The organism is Nostoc mirabile CHAB5784, from assembly GCF_020829645.1.
Classification (GTDB): Bacteria; Cyanobacteriota; Cyanobacteriia; order Cyanobacteriales; family Nostocaceae; genus Nostoc; species Nostoc mirabile.
In genome coordinates, this window is the sequence record NZ_JAIVFS010000136.1 from 1 (window position 1) to 16,594 (window position 16,594).

Genomic DNA, 16,594 nt, shown 5'->3' on the forward strand with positions numbered 1-16,594 from the left:
TGGTTAACTTGATAGCTGGTTTAACCGCCTACACCTATTTACCCAAAAAACCTGGTATTGACATTTCCCCGAAAGATTTACCTGCTCTACCTCCTGCGATTTTTTAGTTCCATCGAACTCACGTTAAGTTTAAATGTCATTCTAGAATAAAAATACCCAATCACAATAAAAGTAACAGTAGTGGGTGAATGCTAATGAGTTCAGAACAAGAGTTATTAACCAAGTGGCGTTCTCTTCCACAAGAAAAACAAGAGGAAGTTTTAGATTTTGTTGAATTTCTTGGTTTGAAAAACTCTGCAAATAAAATCCCATTGGGAGAACATTTGCAGCAAATTCGCAATAGGATTGTTGCTTCTGGTAAAAATTTATTAGATGAAGATGGAATCGAAAAAGAACTCGTCAGTGCCAGAGGTGGGCTAGGGGGGATCTTTAGATTTGAAAAAACATGAGTTTTCAGCTTTTAAGCCAAGATTCAACAGATAATGTTCTGACTTGTTGAATACGTTGAAAGTCGCTATCGGCTGAGACAATGGTGAGATTTTGTTGCAGAGCAATAGAAGCAATCCACAAGTCATTTTCACCAAAACCTAAATCAGTTATCTTAGTTTTTCTGCGCTTGCTTTTTTATTTTGGTGCAAATTGATTGAATAAAGCAGCTTTGAGTTGACCATAAGTATTAGCAGTTTGCTGATCAATATTGTAAATATAAATACCTCTAATAAAATTTTGTACTAATGCTAAATTACTTTGTTGCCTTTGAGAACGTGTTGCCATATCTATTAATTCTCCCTGCACAATGACACAAGTTGAAACTAGACTGTTTTCAACCTCAGCAAGGCGACTTAATATATTGACGTTATCTAAAATAGCTAGACTACAGTGATTTGTATCGATTAGGTACATTATTCAAAAGGATTATCTTCATTAAACTCTGCTTGACCACGGCTAGCTATTACTAGGTTTAGGCACTCTTCTACTAAATCATCACCTTCCCAAGTACCTATAGTTTTCAGATGTTCTAGAAGTGAGCTTCCTGTGGAATTAACAGTAGTATGACTAGCAAATTCTACTTGATGTTGTGTAGGTTGGACTTGGGTTTGCTTTGTTTTCAAAAAACGTAAAAAATTAAGTGTTTCAGTCAAAAGTGCATCTGGTGCTGATTCAATTTCTTCGATAAGTTGTTCTTTGATTTTCATATTCACGCCTCTTTAACTGACATTTTTTAGTAGTGTAAAACAGCAAGTCTGGTTGTGTCTACGTTGGTATACCTCCAGCTTTAAAAATATGTTCTGCTGTTAAATTTAATTCCGGGAAAGTAGGCGAGACGATTCGATTGTTGCCTCTAAATTGAGTAACTTGGTATTCACCATCGATTAATTGATAAATAGATATAGTAGGCTGTTTAGGGTTGCCAGTGAACTTTTTAGCGCCTAGACCGAGATAATCTACAACCCAGTATTCAGGAATTCCAATACCCTCATACTTACCCTGTTTTGTATAGTAGTCATCATCCCAGTTGGTACTAACTACCTCAACTACTAAAGGAATTGATGCTGCAAGGCTTACAGTTGATTCTTTTTTCCATAGCGGCTCATTCACTAAATTAGGGCGATTCAGTAATAGCACATCTGGGGAATAGGCAGATTCGGAATTAGTTGGTTTTACCAGCGCAGTTTTGGGGATTGTATAAGGTAGACCATTACGAACGTACTCAATAGCAATTTTTTCAACCAAAAACCCGACAATATCCTCATGGTCTCCTACTGGTTGTGCCATTTCAACAATCACTCCATCATGTAATTCATATCTTCCACCTTCGGGTCGCCACGCTGCAAAATCTTCAAAGGTTACTAGTTTTGGTATGGCTTGAGTCATAATCTATCACCCCTAGTAGTCGTTTCGATCATATCGCTTTCTTACGTTCAGCCTTAACAGTAATATTAAGGGGTACAGTACTGGAAAAGGTTTGTTGCGGAGAACTGAACTATGGTGGCAATAACAACATCCGCAGAAAATAGGGTTTTACTGCATAACATTAGCTGGCAGACATTTAAAACTATGCTGGCTGAAATGGGTTCAGAACGTAATTCCCGATTTGCTTATGACGATGGAACCGTAGAAATTATGACCCCACAAATGCCGCACGAGAACTCAAATCGCTTAATAGAAGTTTTTGTTGGTGTATTGTGCGAAGAGTTGGGTTGGGAAATTAAACGCGCTGGTTCATTAACTTTAACGCGGGATGATTTAGAGAAGGGAGCCGAGCCAGATAGTAGCTACTATATTCAAAATGAAGCCCTAGTTCGAGATAAAGAAAATATTGACATAGCTCTCGACCCGCCTCCTGACCTTGTGCTGGAAGTGGAATATTCCAGGTCTGCAATAAACAAGCTGAGGCTTTATGCTGCGATGGGAGTCCCGGAATTTTGGCGTTATAACGGCAGTGTGTTGCGAGTCTACACGCTTGCAGGTGGGCAATACTCAGAAGTCGAAACCAGCCCTACTTTTGCACCTGTGTCAGTCAAGGAGATTCCTCGATTTATCCAAGAAGCTAAAAAGAATGGGGAAATTGCTACTACCCGTGCTTTTCGGGTTTGGGTGCAACAGAAAATTTCTACTAAGAAACAGTAAAATCATGACTAAAGCTAGCCTAATGAGTCGAATTACGCAAAATCCTGGGCAATGCGGAGGTCGCCCCTGTATTAGAGGAATGCGAATCCGTGTAAGTGATATTTTAGAGATGCTGGCCGAAAATGTGAGTTCAGCCGAAATTTTAGAGGATTTTCCTGATTTAGAACCAGAAGACATCCAAGCCTGTTTGTTATTTGCAGCGCGGCGAACAGACTTTCCTCGATTGACTGCATGAATATCTGGATTGATGGGTAAGCAAGTTCGTAGTAAGGACTTAAATCACGCGATGTGCAACTTATTCTTAGAACCCCACTTCCATTCCTCTCCCCGAAACGGAGAGAGGCTTTGATTCTTGCTCCCCTTCCCTTGCTCTTAAGGGGCTGGGGGTTAGGTTTGAAAGAAAGTTGCACACGGCGCTAAGTCCTCATTTCTTAAGCACTTTAGTGCTTACTACAAACTATTTTTCATAAATATTAATTAATCTCAGCAATAACTCTTCACCATCGGTAATGAATCCCAACAAACGCTAACCATCTCCCACCTCATCACTATCCTGTTTTCTTGGCGATGCCTGCGGCGGGCTGCGCCTACGCGGGATTTACTAGGTATTTTTTCCTACTTTTGGGGTGGTTTTTAGTGAAACAAGTACCCTAAAATTACAAAAAATCCTGAAATCTATATAAATTAATGGTTTCATCTATCCACATCAGGCTACAACACCTTAGAATGATTCATTGAAAAGTCGAGCCGATGGGATGTACAGCCGTTTTGAGTAAAGCTACTCCCAAAGGATGATTTTTGTATTTTCCCAAACGAAGATTTCAGTACAGATGCATCAGGGTGCATCCGTAAAGAATCTCAAGTAAACCTTCAGGAGTTTGACATGAACAAAGGTGAATTAGTTGATGCCGTAGCTGAAAAAGCTAGTGTTACCAAGAAACAAGCGGATGCAGTCTTAACTGCTGCTTTGGAAACGATTATTGAAGCGGTTTCCTCTGGTGATAAGGTAACATTGGTAGGATTTGGCTCATTTGAATCACGGGAACGTAAAGCCCGCGAAGGTCGCAACCCGAAAACAAATGAAAAAATGGAAATTCCAGCCACGAGGGTTCCTGCCTTCTCGGCAGGAAAACTGTTTAGAGAAAAGGTAGCACCCCCAAAAGCATAGGTTCTGTCTTCGGGAACCCTTTTTTAATGCGGCAACCTGCACACGGGGGAAATTTAGCCTGGGCAGCAGCACTGGCTGGCTGTCCCCCTGATGCTATTCTGGATTTCTCTGCTAGCATCAGCCCGTTGGGGCCTCCAAATAGCGCGATCGCTGCTATACTGTCCCAAATCGGTAATCTTAAGCACTATCCAGACCCAAATTATAGTGAACTGAGACTAGCTCTCAGTCACTTCCATCAATTGCCGCCTGAGTGGATTCTGCCGGGTAACGGCTCCGCAGAATTACTCACTCTCATAGGTAGGGAATTAGCCCAATTAGCCGCGACAATTTTAATCACTCCAGCCTTTGGTGACTACTACCGAACCCTGAAGGCGTACAACGCTAAAGTCCTGGAGTGTCCTTTGTCATTGGTCATTGGTCATTGGTCATTGGTCATTGGTCATTTGTCATTGACAAAGGACAAAGGACTATTGCTGAATAATCCCCACAACCCAACTGGAAAACTATTTTCGCGGGACTCTATTTTGCCCTACCTGGAGCAATTTGCTTTGGTTGTGGTGGATGAAGCATTTATGGATTTTGTGCTGCCCAATGAGGAACAAAGCCTGATTCCGGTGGTGCAGGAATATAGGAATTTAGTAGTATTGCGATCGCTGACCAAATTTTACAGTCTTCCTGGACTGCGATTAGGATATGCGATCGCACACCCCGACTGCCTAGCTAAATGGCAGCTATGGCGTGACCCTTGGCCGGTAAACACGCTAGCGGCGGCGGCGGCAATTGCGGCACTTCAGGATACGGAGTTTCAGCAGCAAACCTGGGCATGGCTACCACCTGCACGAAACCAACTCTTTCAGGGTTTGGCTGAAATACCAGGATTGCAACCCCAAATAAGTGCTGCTAACTTTTTACTGGTTGAGTCTCAACAGTCTACTTCACAGTTACAACAACAATTACTCAAGCATCACCAGATTTTAATCCGCGATTGCCTTAGTTTTAAAGAACTAGGCGATCGCTTTTTCCGGGTTGCTGTACGTGAAGAGTCTGATAACCAACGCTTACTAACAGCGTTGAGTGGGGAGTGGGGAGTGGGGAGTAGGGAGTAGGGGAGATGAAGAAGCAGTTCTTGCAGGGGGCAAGGGGAAGAATAAAAACTTAGCTTTTCTCCTCTGCTCCCTGCTAAGAGCCCCTCTGCCTCTTCCCAATGCCCAATGACAAATGACAAATGACAAATGACTATTGACTACGATGTTGTAATTATTGGCGGCAGTCTTGCTGGATACTACGCTGCCCTTGCTGCAACCCAACTACGTGCTACAGTTGCCCTGGTGGAACCTAAAGTAGACTACAGGTTTACTGATCACCATGCTCTTACCGAAATCGGTAAACTGGCGCAGAAGTTGAATGATGCCGCTAGTTTTGGTATTCATGTCACACACACTGATACCTCAGAAGAATGCCACATATCTATAGCATGGCAAGAAGCTATGCTATATGCTCAATGCGTTGCCTCAAATCTCAAAGAACAGCATTCTCCAGCCATCCTAGCCGCGTCGGGGGTAGATATCATCGTTGGCAGTGGTCAATTTCAATCTTCACCTCAACTGGCTTTTGCCGTTAACAATCGCCTATTACGCGCCCGTACCTATTTACTCGCTAGTGGTTCGCGTCCAGAAATTCCAGATATTGAAGGATTGCAAGCCACTGGCTACCTAACCCTATCTAATATTTGGCAATCCTTACAGCGAGGGACATTACCCAAAAATTGGGTAATTATAGGCGGAATTCCCCAAAGCATTGAAATTGCTCAAACTTTAGCGCGGTTTGGTTGCAGTGTGACGCTGGTAGTCAAGCACCCTTATGTTCTAACCAATATTGACCCTGAGATAGCCATATTGCTTCAGGCACAGTTAGAAGTCGAAGGTGTGCGCGTCCTCACCGATAAACCAGTAACTCAGGTGAGGCTAATTGAGGATAAAAAGTGGATTCAAGCAGGAGATAAGGCAATTGAAACTGATGAGATTTTAGTGGCGACTGGACAACAGCCGAATCTTGAATCTTTAAATTTGGCAACAGTAGGTGTGAAATGGTATCGGCGTAGCTTGGTAGTGAATGATAAACTGCAAACCACTAATCACCGCATTTACGCCTGTGGTGATGTAATTGGTGGTTACGACTTTGCCAATATCGCTAATTATGAAGCAAAAATTGCCCTGAACAATGCACTATTTTTCCCCAGGTTACAAGTAGATTATCGCTTCATTCCTTGGGCAATCTTTTCTGTGCCGATGGTGGCGCAAGTGGGTTTGACAGAGGCGCAGGCAAAACGCCTCTTTAGTCGAGATGAAGTTTTAGTTTTGCGACAATATTTTAAAACAGTAGCAGCAGCCCAACTTCGGGACGAAACTACTGGTATGTGTAAATTAATTGTGCTAGACAACGGCGAAATTTTGGGAGCTTCGATATTGGGGGCAGAAGCTGGAGAGTTGATTAATTTGATTGCCTTGGCAATGTCCCAAAAAATTAAAGTCAAAGATTTAGCAAATTTATCTCCTGTCTATCCGAGTTTTTCAGAAATTCTAGAACAAGCTGCAAGAGAGTGGAGTAAGCAAAGGTTAAATAGCAATATTGCTTTGCAAGAGTTTTTAGAAGGCTTCTTCCATTTCCGCCGCAATTGGAATTTGTGAGTGGGGAGTCACGTCGCTTCTCTACGAGACGCTGCGCGAACGCTCCGAATTCAAAATTCACGCATTCAAAATTCTTGCATTATTGATCCCCATAAATAAATTTAGTTGCTCTGTAAACGGACTTCGTAAATATGCGCTGTGCCACTCGTTACACATTTTTTTGCTTCTCCATAAATAAATTTACTTGCTCTGTATCATGAGTCGTTTTCGGTCAGAGCTATTTCATTCTCATCTAGCCCACCTCAGAATAAATTCTGAGGCTAATAGCAAAAGTTGTCTAAAGACGACTAAGAAAGGCTTTTAGTCCACTAAGCGTGGACTTGGGCTATGAGCCGCGGAACTTTAGTTCTGGGCGGTTTATGTCTAGAACGAAATAGCCCTGAGTGGGGAGTAGGGAGTTAGAAGTTTGGAGTTGAGCCTCTGAACTCGGAAGTTGAGCCTCTGAACTCGGAAGTTGAGCCTCTGAACTCGGAAGTTAAGCCTTTGAACTCGGAGGTTGAGCCTTTGAACTCGGAAGTTGAGCCTTTGAACTCGGAAGTTGAGCCTCTGAACTCGGAAGTTGAGCCTTTGAACTCGGAAGTTGAGCCTCTGAACTCGGAAGTTGAGCCTTTGAACTCGGAAGTTGAGCCTCTGAACTCGGAAGTTAAATTTTGGTTTAAAACCCAATACGCTTGGGTTAAGCCAGAAAAATAAATTTGCGTAGGTTGGGTTGAGGAACGAAACCCAACATTTTCCGGCATTTGTTGGGTAACACGAATGTTCAACCCAACCCAATACTGCGTAGGTTTTGAGTCGATCCCCCCAACCCCCCTTTTTAAGGCTTGCTCAAAATGCCTTATTTTCCCCCAATTTATCGGGAGACTAAGGGGGATCTCCAATGACTATGCACCAAAACCCGAGCAGTATTGCAACCCAAGCGTATTGGTTTAAAACCCCTGCATTATTACCCACACTACCCCAGCCGCTACTAGAGGCACGCTGAGGTTATCTGTGCCGTGGGGCGAGACTGCCTCTGCTAGGGTGGCGAAAGTAGCAGTTATCACCGCCGTCAATAAAGCCCATGCCAAACTAAAAGGTTTTGCTAGGGGACTCAGGGAGGAACCAGGTAGCAGCAACAGCACCAAGAAAATTGCCACTGTACTCGCTACAAACATTGCTGCTGAACCTTCCCAAGAACGCACAGAATTTCCCACTTGGTATTTATGCTGCCCGAAGCGTCTACCGATTAATGCTGCCAGTGCATCACCCCAGGTCATCGCCATTATCCCAGCTACGGCGATCGCAACGCTATCTACTGGCCCATCTGGTCGCCATAGTAGCCCGAAAAGCAGCGTTACTGAGATAGCGAAATAAACTGTACCAGGGGAGCTATCCTGGGTATCCATTGCGCCGATGATTCGGTAGCGGTAAAACAGGTAGTTGAGTCCGATAAAGCTAGCAAAAGGTATAATTCCGATTTCCCAGTGGTTAAACAGTAGCAGGACGCCGAAAGCCCACATCCCTGCACCAATATGGATTAGCTTGCGAGTAAAATCCGGCTTTACACCAAACAGCCTACGCAGTCCCTCGCCAATGACAAGCAGACCAATAGCATAAACATAAGAAATTGCTAGCCCGATAAAATCATTTGTCATTTGTCATTTGTCATTTGTCATTTGTCATTGGGCATTCATCAATAATTCTTCTTCCTCTGCTCCCTCATCTCCCTCATCTCCCCCTGCCCCCCTGCTTCTTCACTTGAATCGATCGCTATTTCGTCTAAAGTTCTTTTCTATTAACGAAGCACTACCAATACCTTGAAGAATACCACGACCGATTAAACCTATACCTCTACCAATTATTTGGGTGAGAATGAAGACTATACCGCTACCTACAAAAGCTAATAGTGATTTTAAACGCGGTGCGATCGCATCACTAAATTCTAAAAGCAATGTCACTACTAAAGGAATATTAGAAAGTTTTACTAACTCCTGATTTCGAGGAGCATAAACCGATGTATTAGCGATACCACGAGGCGCAATTACAAAGAGTTCGTAGCGACTTTCAAAAACGGCTTTTGGTTCATTTATATAATTTTTTAATCGATATTTCCACGACAAATCATTTCTAAATCGTTCAATTTCTCTTGTGGAAATCAATTGCCGTCCATAAAAGTTGTGCTTAATCTCCTCTACATCTGCTAAAGAATTTAGCAGTGGTTGCACTACCCCATTCGCTACCTGAATCAACAAGTTCTCTAAAATCATTAATGCTTGGCACTTGGCTTCAGCGCTGAATACTGGATAGGAGGTATTATCAATGTTCAATTCTGTTTGAAATATTAGATAGGAATACAACTCACAAACTAACGGAATTTTATTAAGAATATCTCTTTGCACAACTTCTATACTTGGTAATAAGTAATTAACAATTTCTATGTTTTGATTTCCTAGTTTTATCCGAGAAAACTTACCAAAAAAATCTGTAATTGCTGCTTGCCATAACTCGCGTAATAAACTAAATCTTGCCTCATATAATTGATTTATATCTATTTGAGAAGCACGCAATTCATCCAACTGTTCAGCTAGTTTTTGCAGGATAAGATAAAGTAATTCCCGTTTTTTATCTTCACGAAATATGTCGATTTCTAAAGGTACATCTGTGACATTTCGTAAAATAAATTGAAGTTTGGTAACACAAGATGCAAATAATGCAGATTGTAGTGTTCCTGGACTAAGTAAAGGTGGCACAGTTTGCCCTTGTTGAATGGCACTACTCAACGAAGCAGCCAGAGGCGGTTCATCAGCAACGGACACATTTTCCTCTTGCCTTTCTTGTGATGAAACCAACAACTGATTTAGCAACCAACGAGCCGCTAGAAGTTCTCGCCTCTGTCCAGCTAGAATTGCTCGATCTAATACTGGTAGTCCGGGAACTTGTAATTGTGCTGTTACTGCGGCTAGGGTAGCTTCAATGTGAGCAATTCCTGACAAACGTAAATTATTTCGCAGTTTGGAGAAGGGAAGTGGTGAGTGGGTAGAGACGCGATTAATCGCGTCTCTACCCACGCGATTAATCGCGTCTCTACTATGAAGTAGGGAGTTAGGAGTTGTGATTGCTTCCATGTCCCGAAACCAATAGTCACCACCATCTGCAACTTCTTGCATGGCGGCGACTAACTCAGGAAGTGGTGTACCTTTGGGGCAGTAGCCATTAATACCAACAGATTTTGCAGCCAATAGCAGTCCTTGTTCTTGAACAGAACTGAGAAGTAAAATTGGCAGGTTGGGATATAAGGCTTTGAGTTGCCGACAGAATTGTAAACCTAGCTGTTGACTGGTGGTAGAGCGACCATTACCGAATTCCAAAACCAGCAAATTTACCTGATTTGGGTCTTCTTGGGCAATTTCTGCTAAAATCTGCAAGGCAGCAGTATCGGTTTCTACCACTCCTGTTACTTCTAGGTTAGGAATTGCTTCTAGAGCTACCCTTAATCCCAGACGAAAAATCGGGTCTTGGTCGATTAACAATAATTTTATCGGGCGATCGCTCATAGTCTACTCAATTACACAAGCAATGTTTTTACCAATCAGAAAACAGCTTTGATACAAAACTTTGCCTTCCCCATTGTCACCAGTTTTCGCAAACTGATAAATCGATCATAATTGCCTTATGCAGCCTTCACTGTGTAATTAAATGAACTTGAGTATTCGGCACTGGTTGGCGGAACGCTATATCGCAATCAATCAAATCAGAGGATTTTCGGCGGGGCAATTGGCAGGTATTGCCTACCGGATTGTTCAGGATATGGAAGTCAAAAGCCTGATGCCTTTTGATATCTGTACCTTGGTAGAGGTTTTAGAACTGCCTTTAGGGATTGTTTGGGAAGAAATCAGTGTCATTTCCCAGTTGACAGAAAACCTGTTGCGTAGCCTCAGCCAAAAAAAACCGTTAAAACGTAACGAAGGCACATGGCTAGCGTTTCAAATTGGCTATCTCCAAGCTTTGCAAGCAATTATAGAGCAGGAAGCAAGCTTGCAAAGACCGTGGCTAGACCGGGCAAATATACCCATCCTGAAGGAGGAAATGGGTAAACTCACCCTCCAAGATCCGCAACTGCAAGGGTTACTAAAAACTCTCAGTCCAGGCAAATTAACTGACACTCAAGCTGAACAAGCGCTGTCTTTGGTTGCCGACTCATTACTGGTGCAACAAATAAATAACGCTGCCATAGCTTGGTTAATTGCCAATGGTGCAGAGGAACCTGAAGCTAAACTCCTAACAGAGCGTTTGCTCAACTCACTTCCTGGTCACTTACTGGTAGTCGTTACCGAAAATGCTGCACCTTTAGCTCAACTGCAAAAATTTTTTCGTTTAGGGATTTCATTATCTCCCAATTTGATCACCCCAAATGTGGGTTCTATAGTCGGTGAGAAAATTGATTTGCACCGAGAACATTACCGTGCAAGTTTGATTAAAAATCTCAGTATGCCTTTGCTCATGGAATCCTTTGCCCTCAAGGATATCTATGTTGCACAAAAAGGCTTACCAATAGAGGAAAGTATTTCTGAGCAGGATAAAAAAACTGTTAAGCCAGTTGATTTAAAAACATGGGCGCAACAACAGCTAGCTGATGTAGAAACGATCGCTCTCATTGAATCGGAACCTGGTTATGGAAAAACTAGTTTTTGTCAACTTTGGGCAGCACAGGTAGCACAGGAATTTTACCCTAATTGGATGCCTATAGTAATTAAGTTACGAGATGTAACTTATGGCAAAACCTTCATCGAAACTCTAAATTCTGCCTTTGCTGTTAATCTTTCAACTTGGTTAGAGCAAGAAAATCTCCCTTGTTTGTTGCTGCTAGATGGTTTGGATGAACTGCCCCCTTCTGCTCATGGTATAAGGGCAAAAGCAATTTTTATTCAGCAATTACTGAACTTTCAATCTCAACATAGACACAAAATTTTGTTAACGAGTCGATCAACGACATTACAAGAAATTGCCCCAGAGATACCGTTGCCATTGAAGCGAATTATCATTCAGCCATTGGATGCGGAGGAACTCAAACAATGGTTTCAGCAATGGACAAAAGTGCAATCGTTGGCGATCGCTCAAAATTTCTTTACATTCTTAAAACAGGCTGGCTTATTTACCAGTCAATCAAAGTTAAGAGAATTATCTGCTCTTGTCCGTCAACCCTTAATGCTGCATTTGCTGGGCATTTTACACCGCGAGGGACTGCTAGATGATGAACTATTACACTTAGCTGCTCATAACCCAAAGTCTTCTCTGTTATGGGAAATTTATCATCGCCTGAGTCGATGGTTGTTGGGCTATCCGCTAACTGGCGGTATTAAGACGATGCTACTGCGATCAGGATTGGCTCATATCCACCGTACTAACGAAGCGATCGCTAATTTACTTGCTAATCGTCATCCCGAAGATTTACTTGAGCAGATGCAAGCGATCGCTCTGAAAATTTTACACTCACAACGTCATCAAATTAATTTGGCTGGTGAATTTAATTCTCTACCAGGGTTTTATTTTAAAATTCGGGATTTAGAAAGCTCAGGCAAAAGTGCAGCGAAAACTAGTTTAATTGAATTTTCGCATATTAAGTTAGGAGAATATCTTTGTGCTGAGGCTGTGACTGCTGAGTTGAAATTGTTGACTCAGTGCCAAGATGAGGTTTATGGCAAGCTCACCTTTGTGCTTGATTCTCCTAGTGGTGTAGCCCAGCATATTTACAATTTACTGGGTTACGGGATACTGAGCCAAGAAATTGAGGAATTGGCGATGCCTGCGGCGGGCTGCGCCTACGCAATTTTACGCCGGGAGCAAAAGCACAAGTTTTCCTTTGAAGTTTTGTTCCAACGGCTTTTGTCTTTCTGGCGTGCTTACTGTCAAGGCTGCTGGTTGGATGAAGGGATAGCTCACAAAGCTTTGACTCATTTCCACGCACTGCAAAACCCAGTGAATGTTGAGCAGGTGAATGCTGCGGTGGGACTGAATGTGTTTTTATTGCTTTGTGCTTGCTACCGAGAAACAAAAGTTCCCTTTTGGCCTTGTGGGAATCCAGTCAATTTGGCAGAATTCAATCCAGAGGCTTTAAGTGCGCTGATTGCTAGAACAAGCCTTTTGCATAAGAATGCCTTCGCAACCCGAATTAAGTCTCTGGCTGGACTCAATTTATCGGGAGCCTCTTTGTTACAAGTAATCTTAACTGGGGTAAATCTTGAGCAGACAAACTTATCCAATGCGGAGTTAATCGGGGCGAATTTGGCTGGAGCGAATTTGCAACAGGCGAACCTCGCAGGCGCAAACCTGCAACAGGCAAACCTCGCAGGTGCAAACCTCGCAGGTGCAAACCTTACAGGCGCAAACCTCCAACAGGCAAATCTTATGGGGACAAATCTTAATTCTGCCAATCTCACTAACGCCTGCTTATTTGATGCCATTCTCGCTGAGGCTGACAAAAAATTAGCCATCGATAATGATGCTTTGTTCTCCCAAGAATCGTTTCAAAGATTGAAGCATTTGCGTAGTTTACCGCCGCAGGCATCGCAGCAGCCCTTCTTAAATACTGTCAAAATTGCGACAAACACAGATAATTGGAACAAACTCCCTGCGATCGGACTAATTGAAAGCTCTGAAGGCACAATTTTACCAGTAGATTTATATGATGATGATGCCGATGATGAGACAATTTTTGGCAATAATTCTATTGGGGAATAGGGAATAGGGAATAGGGAGTAGGGAATAGGGAATAGGGCATTGGTTATTAATTCTTGTCCCTCACTCCCTCACTCCCTCATCTCCCCCTACTCCCTGCTCCCCACTCCCCACTCCCCACTCCCTGCTCCCTGCTCCCTATCCCTCTTGCGGGTTACGGTAACCAAAAAAGTTAATACTGTAATCAGTAATCCGTACTCCTGTTTCTTCTTCAATTTTGCGGATTAACTCTTCTGGCAGTTCCACATGGACATCAAGAATTTGATTTGTATCTATACAGTTTACATGACTGTGAGAGTCACTGATATTGCCGTACAAACGCCCATCACAGCGTTCAATACACTCAATGATGCCCTGACTGGATAATGCTTCTAAATTTTGATAAACAGAAGTATGACCGATATCTTTACCTTGTTGGTTCAAGCGATCGTAAATCTCTCTAGCAGAAAGATGTTCATTTGCTTGCCAAAGTAATTCCAGAATAAAGCGACGCTGGCGGCTGACGCGCATACCCAAGATTTGGCACTGCTCAAGCGCATCTTCTAGGGAACGAATTGGTTTTGTAGAAATTGTTTCTTTTTGCATATTACAGTTTCTTAACTGTTGAGGGAATTTTCCCATTTAAATGTTTATTGCTTATTTAATATATGCAATGATATTGCATACTACTTTTTAACCTGTACTTGTGTTTTGGCTTTTGATGCTGCGGAAGTTACAGGTTGCGATAATGATTTTTTTGCTTATTGACGGCTACTTTGTCAGACCTTAATCTAAAACAAACTCATTACAACTTTAACTTAAAATTGCTGTAAATGTCCACCTTGGAAAAGGCAACGTCTGCCCCAAGTAGGCTAATTCTAATGGCACACCATGTTAATCGTGTAGTAATTTTTTAGTTAAATGCGAGTATTTATTGCCATTACGAAAGTAACATTTAAGTGGAGAAATTTGGTGTAAGTGAGTAGTGTAAGCGTAGCCCGCACTTCGGCTGCGGTCAGTGACCGCCGCAGGTATCGCCATCTGCTCATATCAAGGTTAGCAACGAGATGTATATTTGTTATAACGAGCGGAAATTAAGCAAAAGTATCAAAGAAATTAGAGAAGGTCAGATTTGCGTATAAATCTTGTATAGTTTGATTAATTATCAACACAAGAGTATTAAGTACAACCCAATTGAGCATCGTCTTTTCCCACATCTAAGTAGAGCTTGTAAAGGTGTTATTTTTGATAGTGTAAATACGTGTCCGAATTTATGGCAGAAGCCACTATCCAAAAAGGTTTGCAGGTTTTTACAACGATTATCGATCAATCTTACCAAACAGGCAAGAAAGTTGCTGAGGGTTTTAAAGAAACAATGGAGATTTTCTTTGATGATTTTTTGCCACAGTGGAACTATACAGCTAAACCCTAACACGACACTTAGAATTGCAAGTTATTTAATCCACGTTCCTAAGACACAAAAAAAGATAGTTTTCATTAATTTTGCGTAACTATTGATAATTAGGAACTGACAAAGGAATATTTTCATTCCTTCGTCAAATCTGGTCTTATATTTTTAGTTGCATATTATATAAATTTGCATAAGTACCATCCACTGCGATTAACTCTTCATGCGTTCCTTGTTCATCAATTCCGTTATCCGTTAACACAACAATTCTTTGTGCGTTTCTGACTGTTGACAGACGATGGGCTATGACTAGTGTTGTCCGGTTGTCGGTTAACTTATCCAATGAATCTTGAATGGCTTTTTCACTTTCATTATCCAGATTGCTTGTCGCTTCATCAAAAATGATAACGGGTGGATTTTTTAAGAAAGCGCGTGCAATACTCAACCTTTGCTTTTGGCCCCCTGATAATTTTACGCCACGCTGACCAATATCCGTATTGTAACCATCCGGTAATGTCATGATAAAATCATGGGCATTCGCTTTTTTGGCTGCTTCAATGATTTCTTCCTGGCTTGCCTGAAGCTTACCGTAGCAAATATTTTCTAAAACTGTCCCAGCAAACAAGTACACATCTTGCTGGACAATACCTATATTTCTTCGTAATGAGCGTAAGCTGATATCTTTAATATTTTCACCATCAAGTAGTATTTCTCCATTGTTTACTTCATAAAAGCGGGGAATTAAGGAACATAGGGTTGTTTTACCAACACCTGAAGCCCCCACTAAGGCAACATATTCGCCAGCTTTTATACTCAAAGAGATGTTCTTTAATACATGGTCATAGTCTTCTTTATACTTGAAGCTTACATCTTTGAATTCCACATTTCCTTGAACATGAGTAAGTTCAATCGCATCTGCTGAGTCTTGTATATCCGGTTCTACCTGCATAATGTGCATAAATCGGTCAAAGCCAGTGATACCTTCCTGATAGAGTCTGGCAAAGTTAACAAATTTCTGAATTGGCTCGATGAGGATGCCAATGTACAACAAATAGGTCACTAAATCGGCTAAACCCAAAGAAGTATTTACAATAGCAACACCGCCAAAGACAATCACTACAATAGTCATGAGTTGCGTAAAGACATTCATCCCCTGATAAAAGTAGGCTTCACTCTTATAACCGTCTCGCCTGCTCTCAACAAAACGGGTGTTTGCATAGGCAAACTTCTTCTTTTCTCTTGTATCGTTGGTAAACGACTGTACTACTCTGATACCTGTCAGCGTATCTTCAACTTGTGCGTTAATATCGCCGATTCTCTCCTTACTTCCTCTCAGCGCAGCATTCATTTTCTGATTGAAATATACGGCATAAACGGTCATAAGGGGAAAGAAGAAAAAGACGATTAAAGTCAGCTTAACGTTGACAGTAATCAAAATAATAAAAGTACCGACAAACTTCACTAGCCCGATCGCAATATCTTCAGGCCCATGATGAAACAGCTCACTAATTGATATTAAATCATTGGTGATACGGCTCATCAACTGACCTGTTTTTTGTTGATCGTAAAAACGAAACGACAGCTTTAGATAATGCTCGAATAAGTCACGACGCATATTACTTTCCATCAGGGTTCCCATCATGTGTCCTTGATAGTCAACAAATGTGTTGCAATAAGCATGAATGCCAACCAAAGTGAGCATGACCGCGCCGACTATATATATTTGGCTTAGTGCGTTGGGTACATTTTTTTCCAAGACATTTTGAGTAATGTATCTTGCACATAAGGGAAGTATCAGTGTAATTATTGAAACAATACATGCACATACGAGGTCTGCAACCAGCAATCCTAGATATGGCTTGTAATACGACAAGAATTTCTGTAAGGATTCAGGTGGCAGAGTATTGACAAGGAGGACACTTGAGGGTGAGTATCACAAATATGAACCAAAGCCAGCCTGAAGAATTAGACCGAGAAAGTTTGAGCCAGTTGCCCAAAGAAGAACTG

Annotated in this window: 16 protein-coding genes and 2 pseudogenes; 10 read left to right on the forward strand and 8 right to left on the reverse strand. The window is 41.9% G+C overall.

Translation table 11 applies throughout. The annotated features are described in order from the left end of the window. Positions 1-107 (forward strand): annotated as a pseudogene (locus tag LC653_RS48085) (IS982 family transposase); the annotation flags it as partial. Between the two features lie 87 nt (positions 108-194). Continuing rightward, on the forward strand, positions 195-449 hold the full coding sequence (locus LC653_RS39615) for a DUF2281 domain-containing protein (RefSeq protein WP_229500803.1): 255 nt from the start codon (positions 195-197) through the stop codon (positions 447-449). A gap of 4 nt (positions 450-453) precedes the next feature. Here the strand turns inward: LC653_RS39615 and LC653_RS47660 are convergent, their stop codons facing one another. Genes LC653_RS47660 through LC653_RS39630 form a run of 4 tightly spaced genes read right to left on the reverse strand, consistent with a single transcriptional unit; the run spans position 454 to position 1,875 of the window. Then, positions 454-600: a PIN domain-containing protein gene (locus tag LC653_RS47660; RefSeq protein WP_372478285.1), complete on the reverse strand. Its 147-nt coding sequence runs from the start codon at positions 598-600 to the stop codon at positions 454-456. Between the two features lie 24 nt (positions 601-624). Then, positions 625-903, reverse strand: coding sequence for a type II toxin-antitoxin system VapC family toxin (locus LC653_RS39620; protein WP_229500804.1), 279 nt, complete (start codon positions 901-903; stop codon positions 625-627). Then, a complete protein-coding gene (locus LC653_RS39625) occupies positions 903-1,196 on the reverse strand; it encodes a DUF2281 domain-containing protein (RefSeq protein ID WP_229500805.1) in 294 nt (97 codons plus the stop codon). The genes LC653_RS39620 and LC653_RS39625 overlap by 1 nt, the downstream gene beginning before the upstream one ends. 58 nt (positions 1,197-1,254) lie before the next feature. Beyond that, positions 1,255-1,875, reverse strand: coding sequence for a Uma2 family endonuclease (locus LC653_RS39630; protein WP_229500806.1), 621 nt, complete (start codon positions 1,873-1,875; stop codon positions 1,255-1,257). Between the two features lie 111 nt (positions 1,876-1,986). Here LC653_RS39630 and LC653_RS39635 point away from each other — a divergent pair, with 111 nt between their 5' ends. From LC653_RS39635 to LC653_RS39660, 6 genes are all read left to right on the forward strand, one after another. After that, positions 1,987-2,631, forward strand: coding sequence for a Uma2 family endonuclease (locus LC653_RS39635; RefSeq protein ID WP_229500807.1), 645 nt, complete (start codon positions 1,987-1,989; stop codon positions 2,629-2,631). A 4-nt stretch (positions 2,632-2,635) separates the two neighbouring features. Then, positions 2,636-2,866, forward strand: a complete 231-nt coding sequence (locus LC653_RS39640; RefSeq protein ID WP_229485013.1) for a DUF433 domain-containing protein — start codon at positions 2,636-2,638, stop codon at positions 2,864-2,866. 648 nt (positions 2,867-3,514) lie between these two features. Beyond that, positions 3,515-3,799 (forward strand): non-specific DNA-binding protein Hbs, encoded by a 285-nt coding sequence (gene hbs, locus LC653_RS39645; protein ID WP_010998076.1) that lies wholly within the window; start codon positions 3,515-3,517, stop codon positions 3,797-3,799. Positions 3,800-3,825: 26 nt separating this feature from the next. Further along, positions 3,826-4,905, forward strand: a complete 1,080-nt coding sequence (gene cobD / locus LC653_RS39650) for a threonine-phosphate decarboxylase CobD (RefSeq protein WP_229500808.1) — start codon at positions 3,826-3,828, stop codon at positions 4,903-4,905. Between the two features lie 126 nt (positions 4,906-5,031). Then, positions 5,032-6,486, forward strand: a complete 1,455-nt coding sequence (locus LC653_RS39655; RefSeq protein WP_229500809.1) for a dihydrolipoyl dehydrogenase family protein — start codon at positions 5,032-5,034, stop codon at positions 6,484-6,486. 483 nt (positions 6,487-6,969) lie between these two features. Next, complete coding sequence (locus tag LC653_RS39660; RefSeq protein WP_229500810.1) at positions 6,970-7,179, forward strand: hypothetical protein; 210 nt, start codon at positions 6,970-6,972, stop codon at positions 7,177-7,179. Between the two features lie 233 nt (positions 7,180-7,412). Here the strand turns inward: LC653_RS39660 and LC653_RS39665 are convergent, their stop codons facing one another. Both LC653_RS39665 and LC653_RS39670 read right to left on the reverse strand, forming a co-directional pair. Continuing rightward, positions 7,413-8,120 (reverse strand): diacylglycerol/polyprenol kinase family protein, encoded by a 708-nt coding sequence (locus LC653_RS39665; RefSeq protein ID WP_229500811.1) that lies wholly within the window; start codon positions 8,118-8,120, stop codon positions 7,413-7,415. A gap of 99 nt (positions 8,121-8,219) precedes the next feature. Beyond that, positions 8,220-10,019, reverse strand: coding sequence for a DUF3685 domain-containing protein (locus LC653_RS39670; protein ID WP_229500812.1), 1,800 nt, complete (start codon positions 10,017-10,019; stop codon positions 8,220-8,222). A gap of 142 nt (positions 10,020-10,161) precedes the next feature. On the opposite strand from LC653_RS39670, the gene LC653_RS39675 reads away from it, so the two are divergent. Continuing rightward, positions 10,162-13,203, forward strand: coding sequence for a pentapeptide repeat-containing protein (locus LC653_RS39675; protein ID WP_229500813.1), 3,042 nt, complete (start codon positions 10,162-10,164; stop codon positions 13,201-13,203). A gap of 135 nt (positions 13,204-13,338) precedes the next feature. Here the strand turns inward: LC653_RS39675 and LC653_RS39680 are convergent, their stop codons facing one another. Then, on the reverse strand, positions 13,339-13,785 hold the full coding sequence (locus LC653_RS39680; RefSeq protein WP_229485035.1) for a Fur family transcriptional regulator: 447 nt from the start codon (positions 13,783-13,785) through the stop codon (positions 13,339-13,341). A 548-nt stretch (positions 13,786-14,333) separates the two neighbouring features. Here LC653_RS39680 and LC653_RS39685 point away from each other — a divergent pair. Next, positions 14,334-14,611: pseudogene (locus tag LC653_RS39685) on the forward strand (ISAzo13-like element transposase-related protein). Between the two features lie 136 nt (positions 14,612-14,747). On the opposite strand, the gene LC653_RS39690 reads toward LC653_RS39685, so the two are convergent. Further along, positions 14,748-16,460, reverse strand: a complete 1,713-nt coding sequence (locus LC653_RS39690) for an ABC transporter ATP-binding protein (protein WP_308189220.1) — start codon at positions 16,458-16,460, stop codon at positions 14,748-14,750. Positions 16,461-16,594 lie beyond the last annotated feature (134 nt).

Bases quoted from the DNA above. Each gene is read 5' to 3' on its own strand.
- LC653_RS39615 (WP_229500803.1), top strand. From the start codon at position 195: ATGAGTTCAGAACAAGAGTTATTAACCAAGTGGCGTTCTCTTCCACAA.
- LC653_RS39620 (WP_229500804.1), bottom strand. From the start codon at position 903: ATGTACCTAATCGATACAAATCACTGTAGTCTAGCTATTTTAGATAAC.
- LC653_RS39625 (WP_229500805.1), bottom strand. From the start codon at position 1,196: ATGAAAATCAAAGAACAACTTATCGAAGAAATTGAATCAGCACCAGAT.
- LC653_RS39630 (WP_229500806.1), bottom strand. From the start codon at position 1,875: ATGACTCAAGCCATACCAAAACTAGTAACCTTTGAAGATTTTGCAGCG.
- LC653_RS39635 (WP_229500807.1), top strand. From the start codon at position 1,987: ATGGTGGCAATAACAACATCCGCAGAAAATAGGGTTTTACTGCATAAC.
- LC653_RS39640 (WP_229485013.1), top strand. From the start codon at position 2,636: ATGACTAAAGCTAGCCTAATGAGTCGAATTACGCAAAATCCTGGGCAA.
- hbs (WP_010998076.1), top strand. From the start codon at position 3,515: ATGAACAAAGGTGAATTAGTTGATGCCGTAGCTGAAAAAGCTAGTGTT.
- cobD (WP_229500808.1), top strand. From the start codon at position 3,826: ATGCGGCAACCTGCACACGGGGGAAATTTAGCCTGGGCAGCAGCACTG.
- LC653_RS39655 (WP_229500809.1), top strand. From the start codon at position 5,032: ATGACTATTGACTACGATGTTGTAATTATTGGCGGCAGTCTTGCTGGA.
- LC653_RS39665 (WP_229500811.1), bottom strand. From the start codon at position 8,120: ATGACAAATGATTTTATCGGGCTAGCAATTTCTTATGTTTATGCTATT.
- LC653_RS39670 (WP_229500812.1), bottom strand. From the start codon at position 10,019: ATGAGCGATCGCCCGATAAAATTATTGTTAATCGACCAAGACCCGATT.
- LC653_RS39675 (WP_229500813.1), top strand. From the start codon at position 10,162: ATGAACTTGAGTATTCGGCACTGGTTGGCGGAACGCTATATCGCAATC.
- LC653_RS39680 (WP_229485035.1), bottom strand. From the start codon at position 13,785: ATGCAAAAAGAAACAATTTCTACAAAACCAATTCGTTCCCTAGAAGAT.